The organism is Parvibaculum sp., assembly GCF_046297875.1.
Taxonomy (GTDB): Bacteria; Pseudomonadota; Alphaproteobacteria; order Parvibaculales; family Parvibaculaceae; genus Parvibaculum.
In genome coordinates, this window is sequence record NZ_JBKBHD010000001.1 from 895,147 (window position 1) to 913,854 (window position 18,708).

Sequence of the window (18,708 nt, forward strand, 5' to 3'; positions counted from 1 at the left end):
CGTTTCAGGGTGATCCCCCATGTCGAAGCGCGATTTCTATGACGTGCTCGGGGTGAGCCGCAGCGCAAATGCGGATGAGCTGAAAAAGGCCTACCGTTCGCTTGCGAAGAAATATCACCCCGACCAGAACCAGGGCGACCAGGAAGCGGAGCAACGCTTCAAGGAGCTCAACGAAGCCTATGACGTGCTGAAGGACGAACAGTCCCGCGCGGCCTATGACCAGTTCGGCCACGCCGCCTTCGAGGGCGGCATGGGCGGGCCGCGCGGCGGCCCCGGCGGCATGGGCGGCGGCTTCGGCGGCGCCTCCATGTCGGACATTTTCGACGATCTCTTCGGCGAATTCATGGGCGGCGGCGGGCGCCGCGGACGCGGGCGCGGCAATGGCCAGATGCGCGGCCATGATCTTCGCTACAACATGGAGATCACGCTCGAGGAGGCCTTCGAAGGCAAGAAGGCTCAAGTGCGGGTGCCGGGCTCGGTTGCCTGCGAGGCGTGCCACGGCTCGGGCGCGGCGCCAGGCTCAAGCCCTGTCACCTGCCCGACATGTCACGGCGATGGCAAGGTGCGCGCGAGCCAGGGCTTCTTCACCGTGGAGCGCACCTGTCCGACCTGCCACGGCCGCGGCCAGACGATCAACAAGCCCTGCACGGCCTGCGATGGCGCGGGCCGCGTCGAGAAGGAACGCACACTCTCCGTCAACATTCCGGCGGGTGTTGAAGACGGTACGCGCATCCGCCTTGCGGGCGAGGGCGAGGCCGGGATGCGCGGCGGACCGTCGGGTGACCTCTATATCTTCCTCTCGGTGAAGCCGCACCGGCTCTTCGAGCGTGACGGGGCGGACCTTTTCTGCCGCGTGCCGATCTCGATGGTCACGGCGGCGCTCGGCGGCGAGATCGAGGTGCCGACGCTTGGCGGCAAGAAGGTGAAGGTGAAAGTGCCGGAAGGCGCGCAGACCGGGCGCCAGTTCCGCCTGCGCGGCAAGGGCATGCCGGTCGTCAATTCCCGCGAGGTGGGCGATCTCTATATCCAGATCACCATCGAGACGCCGGTGAACCTGACCAAGAAGCAGAAGGACCTCCTCAAGCAGTTCGAGGATGCCTCCTCACCCGGCAACAGCCCGGAAAGCACCGGCTTCTTCGCCAAGGTGAAGGAATTCTGGGACGGGTTTCAGAACTAGGGCGCAGGCTCCTAACAGATTATATCAGCCGTCACGCCGCTTCGGTGAGGCGGCTGATCTTTTTCCGGTCGACGTTCTTTTCGGCGCGGGCGAGATCGTAGTGCATCTGCATGCCGAGCCACACCTCCGGGCTGCCGCCAAAAGCAGCCGACAGGCGAACTGCCATGTCCGGCGAAATCCCTGAATGCCCGTTCACGACGTTATTGAGCGTCTGCCGTGTTACGCCGAGATGCCGGGCCGCTTCCGTGATGGTGAGACCCAACGGCTCGATACAGTCGTAGCGGATATGTTCGCCGGGATGCGGCGAGTTCTTCATCGGCATGACGTCACCCCACTCAATGATAGTCCACAAAATCCACATCGATGGCATCGCCGCCATCGAAACGGAAAATCACACGCCAATTGGCTCTTACCGTCACCGCCCAGAATCCCTTGAGATCGCCCTTCAACGGGTGCAGCTGAAAACCCGGTACATCCATGTCTTCCGGCGAAGCCGCGGCATCAAGGCGCGCAAGAATGCGGGCCAGCTTCGCGGCATCCTGCGCGGGCGGCTTGCGGCGGTCCCCCTCTTCATAGAGGCGTTTCAGCCCCTTGTGCCGAAAGCTGCGGATCATATACCAAAAGTAACCTGACAATTGTCGGTTGTCAATATCACCTATTCACCGGATCGGGACATTTCACTAATCTGAAAGCCCCCGCCGGAGGTCCCGCGCGGGGGCTTTTTCATGCCCGGGTATTCCCATGACAGCGCCGCTCTCTGCCTATCTCGTACCTATCGCACTTCTCGTCGCTTCCAATGTCTTCATGACGGCGGCCTGGTACTGGCACCTCAAATTCACCTCGACGCCGATCCTGACCGTGGTGCTGCTGAGCTGGAGCCTCGCCTTTTTCGAATATTGCCTCGCCGTGCCCGCGAACCGGATCGGCTATGAGGTTTTCTCGGCGGCCCAGCTCAAGACGATCCAGGAAGTCATCACGCTTACGGTTTTCGTGGTGTTTTCCGCGCTTTATCTCGGCCAGACGCCGACATGGAACACGGGCATCGGCTTTGCCTTCATCTCGCTCGGGGCGTGGTTTGTCTTTCGCGGCTGAAGGCGGACTGGTATAGAGCCCGCAAAGGCCTCGGGAAATGGAACCATGGCACAGGATATCAGGATCGCGGTGACGGGCGCGGGCGGCCGGATGGGCGCCACGCTGATCCGTCTCATTGCCGGGACGGACGGGCTTACCGTTGCCGGCGGGCTCGAGGCCGAAGGCTCGCCCCATCTCGGCAAGGATCTCGGGCTGCTTGCAGGGCTTGCCGCGCCGCTCGGCATCGCCGCGACATCCGACGCGCTTGCCGTCATCAAGGATGCCGATGCGCTGATCGATTTTTCCGTACCTTCCGCGAGCGTCGAGTTTGCCGCGCTCGCAGCGCAGGCCCGCATCGTCCATGTGATCGGCACGACCGGCTTTTCGGAAGATGAAGAAGCGCGCATCGCGGCGGCAGCGCGCCATGCGACCATCATCAAGGCCGGGAATATGAGCCTTGGGGTGAACCTCCTGGCCGCCCTTGTCCGGCAGGCGGCGAAGGCGCTGTCCGACGACTGGGACATCGAGATTGTCGAGATGCATCACCGCCACAAGGTCGATGCGCCGTCCGGCACGGCGCTGCTGCTCGGTGAGGCGGCAGCCGAAGGGCGCGGCATATCGCTGAAGGATAATTCGGAGCGTGGCCGCGACGGCATCACAGGCGCACGCAAGAAGGGTGCGATCGGCTTTGCGAGCCTCCGCGGCGGCTCGGTCGTCGGCGAGCATGATGTGATTTTCGCTGCCGAGAACGAGCGCATCGTGCTTCGCCATATCGCGGAAGATCGCGGCATCTTCGCGCGCGGCGCACTCAAGGCGGCGCAATGGGGACAGGGCGCCAATGGTCAAAAGAGGGGCCCCGGCCTCTTCAACATGGCCGACGTGCTCGGCCTCAACTAGTCATTATACGGATCGATGGAGAAAGACGTGGCCAACCTGCTTGTGCTTGTCCGGCATGGACAGAGCGAATGGAACGAGAAAAACCTGTTCACGGGCTGGCGCGATCCGGGGCTCACCGAACAGGGCAAGGCGGAAGCGAAGGAAGCCGGCGAGGCGATGAAGGCCGCAGGGCTCCAGTTCGATGTCGCCTTCACCTCGGCGCTTTCCCGCGCGCAGGAAACGAACCGCATCATGCTTTCCGAACTCGGCCAGGGCGGCATCGAGATCGTGGAGAACCTGGCACTCAACGAACGCGACTATGGCGATCTCTCCGGCCTCAACAAGAACGATGCGCGCGAGAAATGGGGCGAGGAACAGGTGCATATCTGGCGCCGCTCCTATGACGTGCCGCCGCCCGGCGGCGAAAGCCTGAAAATGACGGCGGAGCGCGTGCTGCCCTATTATGAAAGCACGATCCTGCCGCGCGTACTGAAGGGCGAGCGTGTGCTTGTCGCCGCGCATGGCAATTCGCTGCGGGCACTCGTGATGCAGATTGACGGGCTCACGCAGGAAGAAGTGCTCAAGCTCAATATCGCAACCGGCGCGCCGATCGTTTACGAGCTCGACGGCGAGGGCAAGGTTCTCTCGAAGAAGATGCTGATCGAGCGCGAGGCGCACTAGGCCGGTTGCGGCGCGGGCCCGGCTTTCAGCTTCATCAGCGCCGCATCGAGCGCGCGGGCGAAATCGGCGCGTTCGGCCGGCGAGAGCTGCGAGGCGAGTTCGACCTGGCGGCCATGGCTCACGACATGAAGCCGCGTCGATTCATCCGGCAATTTGCTCAAGGCGAGCCGCACCCAATAGGGCTTGAGGCTCACGGCTTCGGCGCGGCCTTTCGCATCGACACGGCGGATCAGCAATTCATCGTCGGACAGTTGCACCGTTTCATGGGCGCGGGCGGCACGGTAATTCGCACGGAAGGCCCACCAGACGGCGAGCACTTCAAGGCCGCAAAAGCCGAGGACGGGCCAGGCACCCCTGGCCATGAAGTACGCGCCCGCCGTGAAATTCACCGCCGCGACGACGCCTATCAGGATCGCGAAGCCGCGCATGGAAAGCGAGCGATGCGGCAGGATCACCGCATCGAAGTGAAGCGGTTGCGGCAAGAGCTCGGCGGTAGGGCTTTCGGCGGACATGGGCGAAAGAGTAGGGCGGCGCGCGGCCCCCGGCAATACGGCCTTGCGACGCAGGCAGCTTATGCGCAAAGTTCCGCCCCATGACCCGCGCCACGCTGATGACAAAGCCCGATATTGCCGAGTTCTTCCGCCGCCTTGCCGAGAGGCTGCCGGAGCCGGAGACGGAGCTTCAATATCGCAATACCTATACGCTGCTTGTGGCCGTGGTGCTGTCGGCGCAGGCAACCGATGTGGGCGTCAACCGGGCGACGAAGGCGCTTTTCAAGGCGGTCGATACGCCGGAGAAAATGGTGAAGCTCGGCGAGGCGGGGCTTGTGCAGCACATCAAGACGATCGGCCTCTACCGTAACAAGGCGAAGAACGTGATCGCGCTGTCGCGGATGCTGATCGAGCATCATGGCGGCGAGGTGCCGCGCGACCGGGCCGCGCTCGAGGCGCTGCCGGGGGTGGGGCGAAAGACCGCCAATGTGGTTCTCAACGTGGCCTTCGGCGAGCCCACCATCGCGGTCGACACGCATATCTTCCGCGTCTCGAACCGGACGGGGCTTGCGCCGGGCAAGGATGTCGTCGAGGTCGAGAAGAAACTCGAAAAACGGGTGCCCGACGAATACCGGATGCATGCGCATCACTGGCTGATCCTGCATGGGCGCTATGTCTGCAAGGCACGCAAGCCCGACTGTCCGGCTTGCCCGGTGAGCGATCTCTGCCGCTTCAAGGCGAAGACGGTGGCCGTCTAGGAAACCGGCGCGTTGCGCTTTGCCATGACCGAGGCAAGGCATTGGTCCTTGTCGGCGGGACCGCCCTGCAACCGGCGCGCATCGACATGGCGCGCGCCTTCCTGCCCGTAGAAATAGAGAAAGAGGCTGCAATCGCGCCCGCCATATTGCCAGATTTCGGCACTGGGCTCGGTGCGGCGGAAATCCGGCGCGCCAAGCCGGGCGGAGACCGCGGAAGGGGCGGCGCCGATCAGCGCCTGCGCGGTGAGCGGACCGGCCCCGAGCGATGTCACCCGCGCGCCGGTGGCAGAAGGCTGAGCACAGGCGGCAGCGGCGAGCGGCAGGGCAAGTGCGAAAAGAATTTTTCTCATGACACCCCCCCTGCCGCGCGGCGGGCGGCAAGGCCCTTATAGGTGTGGACCATGAAGGCGGTCGCAAAAAGCGGTGCCAGCAGATTGAGCACCGGCACCGTGGTGAAGAGTGCGACGGCGACGCCCGCGAAAAAAACCCGCGCGCGGTGGCGCTTGCGCATCGCTTCCACTTCTGCGGGCGGGAGATGGCGGAGCGCGACGAGTTCGAAATATTCACGGCCGAGAAGATAGCCGTTCACGATCCAGAAGATCGCGACATTGACCACCGGCAGCAGATAGAAGGGAAGCGCCAGCAGGTTCACGACGATCAGTACCAGCGTGAAGCGGAGCGCCGTGCCTAGCGACTGCCAGAAGGGCTGGTCGTTGCCGGGCGGGTCTGCCGGATAGTCCTCCTCCTCGACGCGGGCGGCGATTACTTCGAGAAAGAGACCGGCGACCAGCGACACGACGGGATGGACGAGCGGAATCAACACGATGACCGCGAGGAAGCGGGCGATGAAGCCAATCGCCGCATCGACCCAGCCGCCTGCGAGATCGGGGCCGAACTCCGGCAAGGCAGTGAGCGCCCATTGCAGCCCTGCGCCGAACAGCACCAGCACCAGCAGCGTCAACCCCAGCGTCTGCCACATCACCCGGCGATAGGGCGGGGCGAATATTTCCCTGAAGGCACGCAGCGCATCGGACAGCATGGATGGTTCCCTGAATTCGAGGCCCTAACCTAGTGTGCCCGTTGCCGCGCCGCAATTTCCACTGTGCATGAAGGTTAAGGCCGGGCGGCTTTTTGGACATATGGGGCACAATCCCTATACTCCCGCCCCGCAGCCCGGAATTCATCAAGAAGACCCCAGAGGATCATGACCGAAGTAAAATATGACGTGGCGGGCATCGGCAATGCGCTGGTGGACGTGATTTCCAATGCCGACGACAAGTTCCTGATTGCGAATGGCATCGAGAAAGGCGGCATGACGCTGATCGACGACAGGCGCGCGGACGAGCTTTACGGCAAGATGGGCGCTGCGGTCGAAATGTCGGGCGGTTCCTGCGCCAACACGATTGCGGGGCTTGCCTCACTTGGCGGCAAGGGCGCCTTTTTCGGCAAGGTGAAAAAGGACCAGCTCGGCGAGGTCTTCATCCACGACATCAAATCGCTCGGCGTGCATTTCCCCGCCGCGCCCGCCACAAGCGGCGCGCCCACCGGACGCTGCCTCATCGTCGTGACGCCCGATGCGCAGCGCAGCATGAGCACCTATCTCGGCGCGGCGCAGAAGCTCAACGCGGACGACATCGACGCGGACACGATCAAGGCATCCGCCGTCACGTACATGGAGGGTTATCTCTGGGACGAGCCGGGCGCGAAGGATGCCTTCCTCAAGGCGGCGAAGATTGCGCGCGCGGCCGGCCGCCTCGTCTCGCTGACGCTGTCGGACAGTTTCTGCGTCGGCCGCTTCCGCGATGAATTCCGCCGTCTGGCGAAAGAAGAAGTCGACGTCCTGTTTGCCAACGAAGCCGAAATCCTCTCGCTTTACGAGACGGATGTTTTCGACGAGGCGCTGCAGCAGGTGCGCAAGGACTGCAAGTTCGCCGCGCTCACGCGCTCCGAGCAGGGCTCGGTCATCGTCGCCGATGGCGAAGTGCATGTGGTCGATGCGGAGAAGGTCTCGAAGGTGGTCGACACGACGGGGGCCGGCGATCTCTTCGCCGCGGGCTTCCTCTATGGCCTTACCCGCGGCAAGGACCCCGTCACCTGCGGACGGCTCGGCGCGCTCGCCGCAGCCGAAGTCATCTCGCATTACGGGCCCCGCCCGCAGGTCTCGCTGGCGGAGCTGGCGAAGGCGAAGGGATTGGCGTGAGGCAAATCCTCTAATTCGTCATGGCCCGCATAAAGCGGGTCATGACGATTGCATTTTAGTCCGCCCCGCCGCTCTCACAGCTTCCGCAAATAAACATCCCGGATGCGGTGATCGTCGCCCTTGCGCAGGATCAGGTCGGCGCGCTGGCGCGTCGGCAGGATGTTCTTGTGGAGATTGGCGAGATTGATCGAGGTCCAGATCGAGTCCGCCGTCTCGACGGCTTCTTCTTCCGTCAGCTTCGAATAGCGGTGGAAATAGGCCGCTGGATCCTTGAACGACGTGCGCCGCAGGCTGAGGAAGCGTTCGATATACCAGCGCCGGATCGCTTCTTCATCAGCATCCAGATAGATCGAGAAATCGAAGAAGTCGGAGACGAAAGGCTGCGGCTCGTCGCCTTCCGCCGGCTTCCAGGACTGCAGCACGTTCAAGCCTTCGACGACGAGAATATCCGGCTTGTCGACGATGGTCGTCTCGCCCGCCAGAATGTCGTAGGTGAAGTGCGAATAGACCGGCGCCTCGACGCGGGCCGAGCCCGCCTTCACATCGGAGAGAAAGCGGATCAGCCGCTTGATGTCGAAACTTTCCGGGAAGCCCTTGCGCTGCATCAGCCCGCGCTCTTCGAGCACCCTGTTCGGATAGAGAAAGCCGTCGGTCGTGATGAGATCGACCTTCGGGTGGTTCGGCCAGCGCGCGAGAAGCGTACGCAAAATACGCGCCATGGTGGACTTGCCGACGGCGACCGAGCCCGCGACGCCGATAATGTATGGCACCTTGTCCTGCACGCGGCCAAGGAAGTCCGACGTCACGCGATAGAGTTCCTGCGTCTCGCCGACATATAGGTTCAGCAGGCGCGACAGCGGCAGGAAGATTTCCGACACTTCGTCGAGAGATATGCGCTCGCCAAAACCTTTCAGCTCTTCAAGCTCCGCCGCCGACAGGGGCAGCGGCGTGTCCTGGCGGAGCCTCCCCCAATCCTCAGCGGTGAAATGGCGGAAGGGCGACAGCGACGTCTTTTCGCCAGTCGCTTCGATCTTGGCTGCGGGCATGGGCTTCGCGTTCCCCGGTTCAGCGCTCTGCGCGCGCGGCTTTTTCATCGAGGCCGGAGCGGCCTTCGCGGCGCTCGAGCTCGGCATAGACATCCGCCGGCTCGATGCCGAGTGCGGCAGCGAGAACCAGCCAGTGATAGAGAAGATCGGCGCTTTCCGAGATCGCGGCCTTGCGGTCGCCGGCCGTCGCGGCGATCACGGTTTCGACCGCTTCCTCGCCCAGTTTCTGCGCGCAAGCCGGAACACCGGCAGAAAGGAGCTTTGCCGTATAGGAGGAGGAGGCATCGGCGCCCTTGCGGGCGGCAATGACCTCGAAGAGGCGATCGAGCTGTCTTGCATCGGCGGCCATGGGCGCACTCCGGGCGGTTGACTGCCGTTCTCGCCAGGCCCGTTCAAGGCCCCGCGCGGCGGCATTGCGTAGCAGATTTACGGAGTTGAGGCCAGTGGCCGGTCTTTACGCGGCGTCAGAGCCTTGTCGAGAGGCTGGTCCCGGCGAGTTCGCCGGTCTTGGCGCCTGTCTGATCGGCGTCTTTCAGGTCGGCGCCGCGCAGATCCGCGCCGCGCAGATCCGCGCCTTTCAGGTTTGCCCGGAAAAGAATGGCGTTCGAGAAATCGGCGGCGGCAAGGATCGCGCCTTCAAAGTTCGCGTCTGCCAGGATCGCCTCATGGAAATTCGCGCTGGCGAGCACCTGACGCGCGAAGACCGTGCGCGACAGGTCCATGCGCGAGAAGTCGGCGCGGGCGCCCTGTTTCTGGCCGGTCTGGATCCAGACGAGATGGTCCATGAGGATTTTCTTCATGCGCTCGGGGCCGGGCGCGGGACGGGGCCGCGTCGCGCGCATGAGATCGCCGCGCGCTGCCGTCGTCTCGTCCATCACCGCGCGGCGGAAATCCGCATCGGCAAGATTGGCGCCTTTCAGTTCCACACCCTTCAACTCCGCCCCGGCAAAGCTTGCGCCGCGCAGATCGGCGCCCTGAAGGCTGGCGCCGGAAATCGACGCGCCTTCGAAATCGGCGTCGAGCAACTTGCATTCCGACAGATTGGTGCCGTACATGCGCGCGCCGCGGAAGGTGGAATTCTCGCGGCCGGTCGGCGCCGTTGCACCGATCTTGATGACTGCGCCGCGGCGCAGATCGGCGCCGTCGAGCTGGGCTTCCGTCATTTCGGCGCCGGCGAAATTGGCGCCGCGCAGATCGGCGCGCGAGAAATTCGTCCGCGTCATGTTGCAATGATCGAAATTCGCGCCGAAAAGATTGGCGCCAAGAAAATGCGCGTCCTCGAGGTTGCAGGCGGAGAAGTCGCAGCCGATGAAATGACCATGCGCGAAATTGAGATTGCGGAAGTCGAGACCGGAAAGGTCGCACTCCTTCATCACAATGCACCAGCCGTTCGGGATGCCCTTGAGGTAGCGCTCATGGAGATCGCATAGTTTCTTCAGGGCTTCCTGGCTAATCCGGCGGCCGACAATGGCATTCTTGTCAGCAACCTTGTTCCTTGCGGCATTCGGCGCCTCGGACGCATTGGGCGCTGCCGCCGGGCGGGCGGCTGTCGGGGAACGATCTGACATCGGCAAGGACCTTAACGCTACAAGGGGCCGCCACAGGTATTGCGGGTGTGTGCGATCCTATCTTCCGAGAAATTCAGATTTGATTAATGGGATGAAATTCCGGCGGCGATCGCGGCAATTTCGTGCAAGCTCATGCGGCGCTGTACCAGAATGGTACGGAGCCGGCAAAGCGCTTCCAGAGACGGATCGCGCCTTTCCATTCCTTCGCGGCGCGCTTTTCATGCCAGGCGATGACGCTCTCGGCTGCCGCCTTCAGCGCGCGGCCATCCGACATGTCGTCAAGAATGACATGCGCGGTGGCGACATCGTTCAGCCCGCCAAACACATCCTGCATTTCGGACAGGTTGCGCAGCCAGGGCTTCACCTCTCCCTCCGGGTAGAGCGAGGAAAAGAAGTGGAGCGCATAGCGCAGCTTCTTCAGCCGCTTGCGCAATTCGTGGCGCTCTTCGTGATCCAGCGTCTCGATGCGGCGGCCAAGTTTCGCCGCTTTCTTCAGCCGCTTGTCGAGCGCGTCATGCGCGAAGTCGCGCGCAAGACGCGGCGCCCTGGACTTCATTGTCCAGCCGCGTTCGGCGAGGAAGAGACCATATTCGAGGAGGAAGCGCGTGTAGCGGCGGGACGCGATGGCGGCGCGCGCATTTTCCCAATGCTCGGCGCGCAGCGTCTCGGCGCGCGCGCGCAGCTTGCGCAGGCCGGCCGTTGCCGGCGTTACCGGCGCCAGAATATCGCTCAGGAAAACGTCGAAATCGCGGGCGGGCCCGAGTTCGTTCGCGAGCCATTTCGCTTCCGCCGCGAGATGCTTGGCGCGTTCGCCGCCGATCACGGGCTCGAAAATCTCGAATGCGGAGCGCGCGCGCCGCAGCGCTACGCGCATCTGATGCAGCGCCTCCGGGAGGCTTGCCTGCAAGGCCGCCGACTCATTCGCCATGATGTGGACGAGGCAATGGCGCAGCACCGTTGCATAGGCATCGGCAAGCGGGATGTCGTTCGGCAGGCGCAGCAGCTCCGCCTTCACGGCGTGCGGCTTTTCGGGGCGAATCAGCGCAAAGCCGCGCTCCGACTTGCTTTTCGTGCCGATGCGAAGGTCGGCAACCTCGTTCAGGTCGAGCGCAAGGCGGTAGAGGCTTGCCGGGCTTCCTTGCTTCAGTTCGAGTTCGATCTCGCTCACCTTCTCGTCGCAGCCATTGGCCTTGAGGGCGCCGAGATCGAGCGCGAGTTCAATCCGGTCGCCTTCGGGCGTGGTGAGATTGTGGATGGTGCGGCGGATGTCGCTTTCAAGCCGCGGGCTGAGTGCCGCGCCGTTTGCCAGCTTCTGGATGCGCTTTCGCATGCCCGCCGGCAACCGGTTCAGGTCCGGCGCGGAAGCGCCGCGCGGCAGGAGCGCTTCATGCTCGCCTGTGTCGCGCGCGAGCGCGCCGGTCGCGCTGCCGGAAGCGCCTGTTTCCGTTTTCAATGTCTGGATGAAATCGCCGCCGCTCTTGCGCAGGCGCAGCGCCATTCCGTTCTGCCCGAGGGCGAGCTTGTCCGTGTCGAAATAGACGGATTGAAGATGCTTGCCGCTGGCGCGGCCGCGCTTGAGCCGCTGCAGCGCCGGAGCGCGTTTGACGCGATCAAGTTCGGCCGGCTCGCAAAGGAGCTTCAGTTCGATTTCACGGTCGGACATGGTCGTTCGTTCGTGCCCATAAATTGGGGGCGAAGGTCACGTGCAACGGGCCTCACAACGCAATACATTCTGACTGCAGGCAATCCGATATGCAATTGTCACAATTCATCTGCGGCTAAATTGCGCGGGGCAGGTTGTGTTTGTTCCGGCCAAAACCACAACAAGTTGTGGTCAGAGACGCATGGGCAGGCCGGCGGCGGCCATATGCGCCTTGGCTTCGCCGATCGTGTAGTCGCCGAAATGGAAAATGGAGGCGGCGAGCACCGCGCTCGCATGGCCGTCGCGCACACCCTCGACGAGATGGTCGAGATTGCCGACGCCGCCGGAAGCGATCACCGGCACAGGCACGGCATCCGAAACAGCGCGGGTCAGCGCGATGTCATAGCCCGATTTCGCGCCGTCTCTATCCATCGAGGTAAGGAGGATTTCGCCAGCGCCGAGCGCCGAAACCTTCTCGGCAAACCTGATCGCGTCGATGCCGGTTTCCTTGCGCCCGCCATGCGTGAAGATTTCCCATTTTCCGGGCGCGACGGCTTTCGCGTCGATGGCGACGACGATGCATTGATTGCCGAACTTCTCCGCCGCCACACGCACGAAATCCGGGTTGAAGACAGCAGCCGTGTTGATCGAGACCTTGTCGGCACCTGCGAGCAACAGGGCGCGTACATCTTCGACCGTGCGGACGCCGCCGCCGACGGTGAGCGGCATGAAACATTGTTCGGCGGTGCGGCGCACGACATCGAAAATGATCGCGCGTTCTTCGTGGCTTGCCGTGATATCGAGAAATGTGAGTTCATCGGCGCCCGCCGCATCGTAAGCCCGCGCGGCTTCGACCGGATCGCCCGCATCGCGCAGATCGACGAAGTTCACGCCCTTCACGACGCGGCCGTCCTTCACATCGAGGCAGGGAATGACGCGGGCCTTCAGCATCAGCGGAGCCCCTTCAGCAGCGCCAGCACCTCTTTCGGATCGAGGCGGCCATCGTAAAGGGCACGGCCGGAAATCGCACCCTCGATGCCGGAGCAATTGGCGGCGATGAGCTTTTTCAGATCGTCGATGGAGGAAAGACCGCCGGATGCAATCACCGGAATGGAAATCGCGTCGGCGAGCGCCACCGTCGCCTCGATGTTCAGCCCCTGCAGCGCGCCGTCGCGGTCGATGTCGGTGTAGATGATTGCGGCGACGCCCGCATCCTCGAAGCGCCGCGCCATGTCGAGAACGGTGAGGTCCGACACATCGGCCCAGCCTTCCGTCGCCACGCGGCCGCCCTTGGCATCGAGGCCGACAGCGATACGGCCGGGAAATTTCCGGCAGGCCTCGATCACGAGGGCGGGGTTCTTCACTGCTGCCGTGCCGATGATGACGCGGGCGATGCCCTTATCGAGCCACATCTCGATGGTCGCCAGATCGCGGATGCCGCCGCCGAGCTGGGCGGGCATCGAGATCGCGGCGAGAATGCTTTCGACCGCGGCGGCGTTCACCGGCTTGCCCTCGAAGGCGCCGTTCAGATCGACGAGATGGAGGTAGTCGAAGCCCGCCTCCTCGAAGGCGCGCGCCTGCGCCGCCGGATCGTCATTGAAGACGGTCGCCTGATCCATCAGACCATGCACGAGGCGGACGCATTGACCGTCCTTCAGATCGATTGCGGGAAAGAGGATCATGGCTTCCACTTCAGGAAATTGCCGATCAGAGCAAGGCCGAGTTCCTGGCTCTTTTCGGGGTGGAACTGCGTGCCCGCCATATTGTCCCTTGCGACCATGGCCGCGATGGGCCCGGCATAATCGACGCGGGCGACAAGCGCATCGGGCTCCGCGACCGCAAAGGCATAGGAGTGGACGAAATAGGCATGGGTCGCGGGCATCGCCTCAAGCAGCGGATGCGGGCGCAGCATTTCGAGTTCGTTCCAGCCCATATGCGGAATCTTGAGCGATCTGTCGGCGGGCTCAATCTTCACGACCTCGCCCTTCAGCCAGCCAAGGCCTTCATGCACGCCATGTTCGAGGCCGCGTTCGGCCATAAGCTGCATGCCGACGCAGATGCCGAAAAAGGGCTTTGCCTTCGCGCGCACTTCCTCGTTCAGCGCGTCTTCCATGCCGGGAATGGCGCGCAAGCCTGCCGCGCAATCGCCAAAGGCACCGACGCCGGGCAGCACGATGCGGTCTGCCGCGCGCAGCGCCTCAGGCTCGCTCGTCACCAGAATGTCGGCAGCAAGATGCGCCTCGCGCGCGGCGCGCTCGAAGGCCTTGGCGGCGGAACGGAGATTGCCGGAGCCGTAGTCGATGATGGCGACTTTCATCATGGTCAGTGCCCCGGCTTCGCGCCGGCTTCCGGAAAGAGGCCAAGCACTTCCCCATCCGCGCGGGCACGCGCGCGGCGCGGCCAGACAGGCGCGGTCACCGGCTTCACTTCCTCGACCATGAGGGGGCGGTCCCATTTCGCGAAGAAATTGCGTTCGGCCTCTTCGAGCGTCGCGCCGACGGCGAGACCGGCTTCGCGGTAGCCCTTCCGCTCAAGCGTCCAGCGGCGAATGTCGTTTGCTTCGGCGCCCAGCATGAAGTTGAGCGCGAGCGAGGCGACCGCCGCCGCGGGTGCGCCAATGGCAGCCTGCACCAGATAAGAGAGCGTGACGGTGAGGCCGATCCAGATGGCGAGCGCAACCCACATGCGATGATAGGCGAGCCATGCCCATGAAAAGGCGATGGCCGGGAAGGAGTAGCCCTCCTTCACCAGCACGATCCCGTTGCCGTCGAGCGGCGCGCCGGGAAGCTCGTGGACGGTATAGATGCGCATGGGTTCATTCCGCCCGCACAGGGTATCCCCATGCGGCTTGGTTTTCGCGCCCTGTCTATGACAGATCGATGCCGAACGCCAGTATCAGGTGCCGAGCACGCCCTTGGTCGAGGGGATGCGGCTCGCGGCACGCGGGTCGATCTCCACCGCCTCGCGAAGCGCCCGGGCGAGGCCCTTGAAGCAGCTTTCGACGATATGGTGGTTGTTCTCGCCATACATGTTTTCGATGTGCAGCGTGATGCCCGCATTCTGCGCGAAGGCCTGGAACCACTCCTTGAAGAGTTCGGTGTCCATTTCGCCGAGCTTCGGCTTCGTGAAATTGACCTTCCAGATCAGATAGGGGCGCTGCGACACATCGATCGAGACGCGGGTGCAGGTTTCGTCCATCGGGATAGTGGCGGTCGCATAGCGGCGGATGCCCTTGAAATCGCCGAGCGCGCGGCGCACCGCCTCGCCGATCACGATGCCGGTATCTTCCGTCGTGTGGTGGAAATCGATGTGGAGGTCGCCCTGCGCGCGGACCTTGAGGTCCATCAGCGAGTGGCGCGAAAGCTGCTCGAGCATATGGTCGAGGAAACCGATACCCGTATCGACGTCATATTCGCCCTGGCCGTCGAGATCGAGCGAGACGAAGACATTGGTCTCCTTGGTCTTGCGCTCGACGGTCGCTATGCGGCTGTCATTGTCGGTCTGCATGGTTCCGGTCCGGTTGGCGCCCGCCTTCAGACATGGCGGTACGCGGCAGCTTTTAACAGGCAGGGCGGAGGGCTTCCAGCGCAAAAGCCGGGCTGCCTGCCGGGCCCGGCCCCGATCGGGGATTCAGTTTGCACCGCAATAACTTATGAGACGTTAACCAATATTTCCGCGTGTTTCTCATGTAATACTTTAAGTTGTTCCGAAACATCTTCGGAATCAAGTGGTAACTCATTGATTCAAATTGTCTGTACTTGATCTTTATTGTGCAAGGTAGCTGGAGACATACCAGATATAGAAATGACTTTGTGCTGGTGCAGCAGGGCCCGAAGCGCCATATGAGACACACCCGAAAGCCGCAGGGAGGCCCCGCATGGCCTGGCAAAGCCGTCTCACCGCCGATCTCGCCCGCTTCATTGCCGAGCGCGACCACTTCTATCTGGGCAGCGCCAATGCGGCGGGCCGGCCCTATATCCAGCACCGGGGCGGGCCGAAGGGCTTTCTGAAAGTGCTGGACGAGAAGACGCTCGGCTTTGCCGATTTCGCGGGCAACCAGCAATTCGTGACGCTTGGACACCTGGCCGAGAACGATCAGGTGTTCCTGTTCCTGATCGACTATCCGAACCGGCGGCGGGTGAAGATCAGGGGCAGGGCGCGCGCCGTCGGCGACGACCCGGCGCTCACCCGCTCGCTTGCCGACCCGAACTACCGGGGCCGCGTGGAGCGCGCCATCCTGATCGAGCTCGACGAATGGGACATGAACTGCCCGGGCCATATCCTGCCGCGCTGGGACGCGGCGGACCTCGGCCCCGCCTTCGAGCGGCTGGAACGGCGCATCCGCGAACTCGAGGCCCAGGTGCGCGAGATGGGCGGCGATCCCGGCGAGTTTCATTTGCCGGAGTGAGCCAGAACCCCGTCAATAAAGGTTCTTTTTCGCGTCGTCCTCGAGCGCCGTGTCGATCAGGGCGGGCGCCATGTCGAGTTTCATCTGGTCGCGCAGCATTTCGCCGAAGCTCGGCATGGTGTCGCGCGGCACCTGCTTTGAGGCATCCCAAAGACCCGAGCGTTTCAGTGCCTTGGTGCAGTGGAGATAGACCTCCCGCACCTCGATCCGCATGACCGAGCGAGGCAGTTTTCCGTCGACCGCAAAACGCTCCATTAGCGCGGGCTCCACCATCAGTTCGGCGATGCCGTTCACGCGCAGCATTTCCTCGAAGCCCGGCACGAAGAAGAGAAGGCCGACGGCAGGCGCATGGGCGATATTGGTCAGCGTGTCGAGCCGGTTGTTGCCCGGCCGGTCCGGCATGGCGAGGTGGCGCTCGTCGAGCACATGGACGAAGCCCGGCTCGCCGCCGCGGGGCGAGACATCGGCCAGTCCGTCCGGCCGCGAAGTGCCGATGCAGAGAAAGGGCGACAGCTCGATGAAGCGGCGCGAATGGGGGTCGATCCAGTCGAGCTCTTTGCCGAGCGCCCCGCCCGACGGCGACGGATAGACGGTGCGGAGCGCCTCTTCTGATTTCAGCGGACCGGACATGAAACTCTCCCTCTCAGTTGCGAGGCGTTATCAATTCAGCTTCCGCGGCGGAAGACAAGCCTTCAATCGGGAGCGCGCCAAAGCCCGGCCTTGACCCGTGGCGTTCAAGCGGCCACATGGTAGCGGCCCCCTCAATTCCAAAGGACAGACATGGCTTCCCCGCACGACCCGATCGACTGGCATGGCACGACAATCCTCTCCGTCCGCAAGGGCGGCAAGGTGGTGGTGGCGGGCGACGGGCAGGTCTCCGTCGGCCAGACCATCATGAAGGGCAATGCGCGGAAAGTGCGGCCCATCGGCAAGGGCGATGTGATCGCCGGTTTCGCGGGCGCGACGGCAGACGCCATGACGCTGTTCGAGCGGCTGGAAGCGAAGCTCGAACAATATCCGGGCCAGCTGATGCGCGCCTGCGTCGAACTCGCCAAGGACTGGCGCACCGACAAATATCTCCGCCGGCTCGAAGCCATGATGATTGTTGCAGACGCGCAGACGACACTCGTTCTCACCGGCAATGGCGATGTGCTGGAACCCGAAGGCGGCGTGATCGGCATCGGGTCCGGCGGCAATTATGCACTCTCGGCCGCCCGCGCGCTTGCCGACATGGACCTCACGGCGGAAGAGATCGTGCGCAAGGCGATGAAGATTGCCGCCGAGATCTGCGTCTATACGAACAACAACCTGACCGTGGAAAGCCTCGACGCCGCCTGAAACACGATTATGTGGCGCGCTTTCCCCTTCCTCATTCCGACCTGGAGTTTTCCTTCTTCCCATGACCAGTTTTTCGCCGCGTGAGATCGTTTCCGAACTCGACCGTTACATTATCGGCCAGCGCGAGGCGAAGCGCGCTGTCGCGATCGCGCTGCGCAATCGCTGGCGCCGCCAGCAGCTTCCCGAGGCGCTGCGCGAGGAAGTGCTGCCGAAGAACATCCTGATGATCGGGCCGACCGGTGTCGGCAAGACGGAAATCTCGCGCCGGCTCGCGAAACTCGCCGAAGCGCCCTTCCTGAAAGTGGAAGCCACGAAATTCACCGAAGTCGGCTATGTCGGCCGCGACGTCGAACAGATCATCCGCGATCTCGTGGAAATCTCGCTTTCGATGACACGGGAAAAGAAGCGCAAGGACGTGCAGGCAAAGGCGCATCTCGCCGCCGAGGCGCGCGTCGTCGATGCGCTGGTCGGCATCAATGCGAGCGAGGCGACAAAGGAGAGTTTCCGCAAGAAGCTCCGCAGCGGCGAGCTCGACGACAAGGAAATCGAGGTCGAGGTGGCCGATACGGGCAGCGGCATGCCGACGCTCGATATTCCCGGCATGCCGGGCCAGGTCGGCATGATCAATCTGTCCGATATCATGGGCAAGGCCTTTGGCGGGCGCACCAGGCCCCGGAAGATGCAGGTGCGCGACAGCTACAAGGTGCTGATCGCGGAAGAAAGCGACAAGCTGCTCGATCAGGAAGAGCTGACGCGCGAAGCGATCCATGCGGTCGAACAGAACGGCATCGTGTTTCTAGACGAGGTGGACAAGATCTGCGCGCGTTCCGAAAAGATGGGCGGCGATGTAAGCCGCGAGGGCGTGCAGCGCGATCTCCTGCCGCTGATCGAGGGCACGACCGTCGCAACCAAGCATGGCGCGGTGAAGACCGACCATATTCTCTTCATTGCATCGGGCGCCTTCCATATCGCGAAGCCCTCCGATCTCCTGCCCGAACTTCAGGGGCGGCTGCCGATCCGCGTCGAGCTTCGCGCACTCAGCCGCGACGACATGCGCCGCATCCTCACCGAGCCGGAAGCGAGCCTCATCAAGCAGTATGTGGCGCTGATGAAGACGGAAGACGTGACGCTCGATTTCACCGATGACGGCGTCGATGCGATTGCCGATATTGCGGCGTCGGTCAATTCAACGGTCGAGAATATCGGCGCGCGCCGCCTTCACACCGTGATGGAGCGCGTACTCGACGAGATCAGCTTCGCCGCCGCCGACCGTTCGGGCGAAACGGTGACGGTGGACGCGGCCTATGTGCGCGAGCATATCGGCGATCTGACGAAGAATGCCGATCTGTCGAAGTTTATTTTGTGAGCCCCATCATTGTTTCGTCATGACCTGGCCCTCCTTTGGAATCTTTTGGCGGGTCATGACGACGTTTGGGGGGGTGCGGTAAGTTA

At 63.2% G+C, this 18,708-nt stretch carries 24 protein-coding genes; 9 read left to right on the forward strand and 15 right to left on the reverse strand.

What is annotated here, in order from left to right; translation table 11 throughout:
• Positions 1 to 19 precede the first annotated feature (19 nt).
• Positions 20 to 1,177, forward strand: coding sequence for a molecular chaperone DnaJ (dnaJ, locus tag ACK4FH_RS04390; RefSeq protein ID WP_409811384.1), 1,158 nt, complete (start codon positions 20 to 22; stop codon positions 1,175 to 1,177).
• 31 nt (positions 1,178 to 1,208) lie between these two features.
• Here the strand turns inward: dnaJ and ACK4FH_RS04395 are convergent, their stop codons facing one another.
• A complete protein-coding gene (locus ACK4FH_RS04395) occupies positions 1,209 to 1,499 on the reverse strand; it encodes a HigA family addiction module antitoxin (protein WP_409811385.1) in 291 nt (96 codons plus the stop codon).
• 13 nt (positions 1,500 to 1,512) lie between these two features.
• On the reverse strand, positions 1,513 to 1,791 hold the full coding sequence (locus tag ACK4FH_RS04400) for a type II toxin-antitoxin system RelE/ParE family toxin (RefSeq protein ID WP_409811386.1): 279 nt from the start codon (positions 1,789 to 1,791) through the stop codon (positions 1,513 to 1,515).
• A 127-nt stretch (positions 1,792 to 1,918) separates the two neighbouring features.
• Here ACK4FH_RS04400 and ACK4FH_RS04405 point away from each other — a divergent pair, with 127 nt between their 5' ends.
• From ACK4FH_RS04405 to ACK4FH_RS04415, 3 genes are read left to right on the forward strand one after another with little or no spacing between them, the layout of a single operon-like run.
• Complete coding sequence (locus tag ACK4FH_RS04405) at positions 1,919 to 2,269, forward strand: DMT family protein (RefSeq protein ID WP_409811387.1); 351 nt, start codon at positions 1,919 to 1,921, stop codon at positions 2,267 to 2,269.
• A 45-nt stretch (positions 2,270 to 2,314) separates the two neighbouring features.
• Positions 2,315 to 3,145, forward strand: a complete 831-nt coding sequence (gene dapB, locus ACK4FH_RS04410; protein ID WP_409811388.1) for a 4-hydroxy-tetrahydrodipicolinate reductase — start codon at positions 2,315 to 2,317, stop codon at positions 3,143 to 3,145.
• Positions 3,146 to 3,172: 27 nt separating this feature from the next.
• A complete protein-coding gene (locus tag ACK4FH_RS04415) occupies positions 3,173 to 3,805 on the forward strand; it encodes a 2,3-bisphosphoglycerate-dependent phosphoglycerate mutase (RefSeq protein ID WP_409811389.1) in 633 nt (210 codons plus the stop codon).
• Here the strand turns inward: ACK4FH_RS04415 and ACK4FH_RS04420 are convergent.
• Positions 3,802 to 4,287: a DUF2244 domain-containing protein gene (locus ACK4FH_RS04420; RefSeq protein ID WP_409811390.1), complete on the reverse strand. Its 486-nt coding sequence runs from the start codon at positions 4,285 to 4,287 to the stop codon at positions 3,802 to 3,804. The genes ACK4FH_RS04415 and ACK4FH_RS04420 overlap by 4 nt on opposite strands.
• 110 nt (positions 4,288 to 4,397) lie before the next feature.
• Here ACK4FH_RS04420 and nth point away from each other — a divergent pair, with 110 nt between their 5' ends.
• Positions 4,398 to 5,054 carry an endonuclease III gene (nth, locus tag ACK4FH_RS04425; protein ID WP_409811391.1) on the forward strand — a complete coding sequence of 219 codons (657 nt, stop codon included), beginning with the start codon at positions 4,398 to 4,400 and terminating at the stop codon, positions 5,052 to 5,054.
• Here the strand turns inward: nth and ACK4FH_RS04430 are convergent.
• Together ACK4FH_RS04430 and ACK4FH_RS04435 are read right to left on the reverse strand one after the other, a co-directional pair.
• Positions 5,051 to 5,404, reverse strand: coding sequence for a hypothetical protein (locus tag ACK4FH_RS04430; protein WP_409811392.1), 354 nt, complete (start codon positions 5,402 to 5,404; stop codon positions 5,051 to 5,053). The genes nth and ACK4FH_RS04430 overlap by 4 nt on opposite strands.
• The gene (locus tag ACK4FH_RS04435) at positions 5,401 to 6,093 is read right to left on the reverse strand and encodes a sulfate transporter family protein (protein ID WP_409811393.1); all 693 of its coding nucleotides are present in this window, start codon (positions 6,091 to 6,093) and stop codon (positions 5,401 to 5,403) included. The genes ACK4FH_RS04430 and ACK4FH_RS04435 overlap by 4 nt, the downstream gene beginning before the upstream one ends.
• Positions 6,094 to 6,258: 165 nt before the next feature.
• Between ACK4FH_RS04435 and ACK4FH_RS04440 the strand changes: the two genes are divergently transcribed.
• Positions 6,259 to 7,254 carry an adenosine kinase gene (locus ACK4FH_RS04440; protein WP_409811394.1) on the forward strand — a complete coding sequence of 332 codons (996 nt, stop codon included), beginning with the start codon at positions 6,259 to 6,261 and terminating at the stop codon, positions 7,252 to 7,254.
• Positions 7,255 to 7,328: 74 nt separating this feature from the next.
• On the opposite strand, the gene coaA is transcribed toward ACK4FH_RS04440, so the two are convergent.
• From coaA to hisB, 9 genes are all read right to left on the reverse strand, one after another.
• Positions 7,329 to 8,300 carry a type I pantothenate kinase gene (gene coaA / locus ACK4FH_RS04445; RefSeq protein ID WP_409811395.1) on the reverse strand — a complete coding sequence of 324 codons (972 nt, stop codon included), beginning with the start codon at positions 8,298 to 8,300 and terminating at the stop codon, positions 7,329 to 7,331.
• A gap of 19 nt (positions 8,301 to 8,319) precedes the next feature.
• Positions 8,320 to 8,649: a phosphoribosyl-ATP diphosphatase gene (locus tag ACK4FH_RS04450; RefSeq protein ID WP_409811396.1), complete on the reverse strand. Its 330-nt coding sequence runs from the start codon at positions 8,647 to 8,649 to the stop codon at positions 8,320 to 8,322.
• 115 nt (positions 8,650 to 8,764) lie between these two features.
• Positions 8,765 to 9,868 carry a pentapeptide repeat-containing protein gene (locus ACK4FH_RS04455; protein WP_409811397.1) on the reverse strand — a complete coding sequence of 368 codons (1,104 nt, stop codon included), beginning with the start codon at positions 9,866 to 9,868 and terminating at the stop codon, positions 8,765 to 8,767.
• A gap of 130 nt (positions 9,869 to 9,998) precedes the next feature.
• On the reverse strand, positions 9,999 to 11,531 hold the full coding sequence (locus ACK4FH_RS04460) for a CHAD domain-containing protein (RefSeq protein ID WP_409811398.1): 1,533 nt from the start codon (positions 11,529 to 11,531) through the stop codon (positions 9,999 to 10,001).
• Between the two features lie 171 nt (positions 11,532 to 11,702).
• Complete coding sequence (gene hisF / locus ACK4FH_RS04465; protein ID WP_409811399.1) at positions 11,703 to 12,461, reverse strand: imidazole glycerol phosphate synthase subunit HisF; 759 nt, start codon at positions 12,459 to 12,461, stop codon at positions 11,703 to 11,705.
• A complete protein-coding gene (hisA, locus tag ACK4FH_RS04470) occupies positions 12,461 to 13,201 on the reverse strand; it encodes a 1-(5-phosphoribosyl)-5-[(5-phosphoribosylamino)methylideneamino]imidazole-4-carboxamide isomerase (protein WP_409811400.1) in 741 nt (246 codons plus the stop codon). Before hisA ends, hisF begins: the two co-directional genes overlap by 1 nt.
• Positions 13,189 to 13,827: an imidazole glycerol phosphate synthase subunit HisH gene (gene hisH, locus ACK4FH_RS04475; protein ID WP_409815153.1), complete on the reverse strand. Its 639-nt coding sequence runs from the start codon at positions 13,825 to 13,827 to the stop codon at positions 13,189 to 13,191. Before hisH ends, hisA begins: the two co-directional genes overlap by 13 nt.
• 5 nt (positions 13,828 to 13,832) lie before the next feature.
• The gene (locus tag ACK4FH_RS04480) at positions 13,833 to 14,321 is read right to left on the reverse strand and encodes a DUF2628 domain-containing protein (RefSeq protein ID WP_409811401.1); all 489 of its coding nucleotides are present in this window, start codon (positions 14,319 to 14,321) and stop codon (positions 13,833 to 13,835) included.
• Positions 14,322 to 14,405: 84 nt separating this feature from the next.
• Positions 14,406 to 15,017, reverse strand: a complete 612-nt coding sequence (gene hisB, locus ACK4FH_RS04485; protein WP_409811402.1) for an imidazoleglycerol-phosphate dehydratase HisB — start codon at positions 15,015 to 15,017, stop codon at positions 14,406 to 14,408.
• Between the two features lie 370 nt (positions 15,018 to 15,387).
• Between hisB and ACK4FH_RS04490 the strand changes: the two genes are divergently transcribed.
• Positions 15,388 to 15,918, forward strand: a complete 531-nt coding sequence (locus ACK4FH_RS04490; RefSeq protein WP_409811403.1) for a pyridoxamine 5'-phosphate oxidase family protein — start codon at positions 15,388 to 15,390, stop codon at positions 15,916 to 15,918.
• Positions 15,919 to 15,930: 12 nt separating this feature from the next.
• Here the strand turns inward: ACK4FH_RS04490 and ACK4FH_RS04495 are convergent, their stop codons facing one another.
• Entirely contained in the window at positions 15,931 to 16,548 is a 618-nt protein-coding gene (locus ACK4FH_RS04495; RefSeq protein WP_409811404.1) for a pyridoxamine 5'-phosphate oxidase family protein, read from the reverse strand.
• Between the two features lie 150 nt (positions 16,549 to 16,698).
• Here ACK4FH_RS04495 and hslV point away from each other — a divergent pair, with 150 nt between their 5' ends.
• Both hslV and hslU read left to right on the forward strand, forming a co-directional pair.
• The gene (gene hslV / locus ACK4FH_RS04500; protein WP_409811405.1) at positions 16,699 to 17,256 is read left to right on the forward strand and encodes an ATP-dependent protease subunit HslV; all 558 of its coding nucleotides are present in this window, start codon (positions 16,699 to 16,701) and stop codon (positions 17,254 to 17,256) included.
• Between the two features lie 61 nt (positions 17,257 to 17,317).
• Positions 17,318 to 18,622: an ATP-dependent protease ATPase subunit HslU gene (gene hslU, locus ACK4FH_RS04505; protein WP_409811406.1), complete on the forward strand. Its 1,305-nt coding sequence runs from the start codon at positions 17,318 to 17,320 to the stop codon at positions 18,620 to 18,622.
• Positions 18,623 to 18,708 lie beyond the last annotated feature (86 nt).

Bases quoted from the DNA above. Each gene is read 5' to 3' on its own strand.
- nth (WP_409811391.1), top strand. From the start codon at position 4,398: ATGACCCGCGCCACGCTGATGACAAAGCCCGATATTGCCGAGTTCTTC.
- dapB (WP_409811388.1), top strand. From the start codon at position 2,315: ATGGCACAGGATATCAGGATCGCGGTGACGGGCGCGGGCGGCCGGATG.
- ACK4FH_RS04460 (WP_409811398.1), bottom strand. From the start codon at position 11,531: ATGTCCGACCGTGAAATCGAACTGAAGCTCCTTTGCGAGCCGGCCGAA.
- ACK4FH_RS04435 (WP_409811393.1), bottom strand. From the start codon at position 6,093: ATGCTGTCCGATGCGCTGCGTGCCTTCAGGGAAATATTCGCCCCGCCC.
- ACK4FH_RS04405 (WP_409811387.1), top strand. From the start codon at position 1,919: ATGACAGCGCCGCTCTCTGCCTATCTCGTACCTATCGCACTTCTCGTC.
- hisF (WP_409811399.1), bottom strand. From the start codon at position 12,461: ATGCTGAAGGCCCGCGTCATTCCCTGCCTCGATGTGAAGGACGGCCGC.
- hslV (WP_409811405.1), top strand. From the start codon at position 16,699: ATGGCTTCCCCGCACGACCCGATCGACTGGCATGGCACGACAATCCTC.
- coaA (WP_409811395.1), bottom strand. From the start codon at position 8,300: ATGCCCGCAGCCAAGATCGAAGCGACTGGCGAAAAGACGTCGCTGTCG.
- hslU (WP_409811406.1), top strand. From the start codon at position 17,318: ATGACCAGTTTTTCGCCGCGTGAGATCGTTTCCGAACTCGACCGTTAC.
- ACK4FH_RS04440 (WP_409811394.1), top strand. From the start codon at position 6,259: ATGACCGAAGTAAAATATGACGTGGCGGGCATCGGCAATGCGCTGGTG.
- ACK4FH_RS04400 (WP_409811386.1), bottom strand. From the start codon at position 1,791: ATGATCCGCAGCTTTCGGCACAAGGGGCTGAAACGCCTCTATGAAGAG.
- hisH (WP_409815153.1), bottom strand. From the start codon at position 13,827: ATGAAAGTCGCCATCATCGACTACGGCTCCGGCAATCTCCGTTCCGCC.
- ACK4FH_RS04455 (WP_409811397.1), bottom strand. From the start codon at position 9,868: ATGTCAGATCGTTCCCCGACAGCCGCCCGCCCGGCGGCAGCGCCCAAT.
- ACK4FH_RS04450 (WP_409811396.1), bottom strand. From the start codon at position 8,649: ATGGCCGCCGATGCAAGACAGCTCGATCGCCTCTTCGAGGTCATTGCC.
- ACK4FH_RS04490 (WP_409811403.1), top strand. From the start codon at position 15,388: ATGGCCTGGCAAAGCCGTCTCACCGCCGATCTCGCCCGCTTCATTGCC.
- ACK4FH_RS04495 (WP_409811404.1), bottom strand. From the start codon at position 16,548: ATGTCCGGTCCGCTGAAATCAGAAGAGGCGCTCCGCACCGTCTATCCG.
- dnaJ (WP_409811384.1), top strand. From the start codon at position 20: ATGTCGAAGCGCGATTTCTATGACGTGCTCGGGGTGAGCCGCAGCGCA.
- ACK4FH_RS04430 (WP_409811392.1), bottom strand. From the start codon at position 5,404: ATGAGAAAAATTCTTTTCGCACTTGCCCTGCCGCTCGCCGCTGCCGCC.
- hisB (WP_409811402.1), bottom strand. From the start codon at position 15,017: ATGCAGACCGACAATGACAGCCGCATAGCGACCGTCGAGCGCAAGACC.
- ACK4FH_RS04480 (WP_409811401.1), bottom strand. From the start codon at position 14,321: ATGCGCATCTATACCGTCCACGAGCTTCCCGGCGCGCCGCTCGACGGC.
- ACK4FH_RS04395 (WP_409811385.1), bottom strand. From the start codon at position 1,499: ATGCCGATGAAGAACTCGCCGCATCCCGGCGAACATATCCGCTACGAC.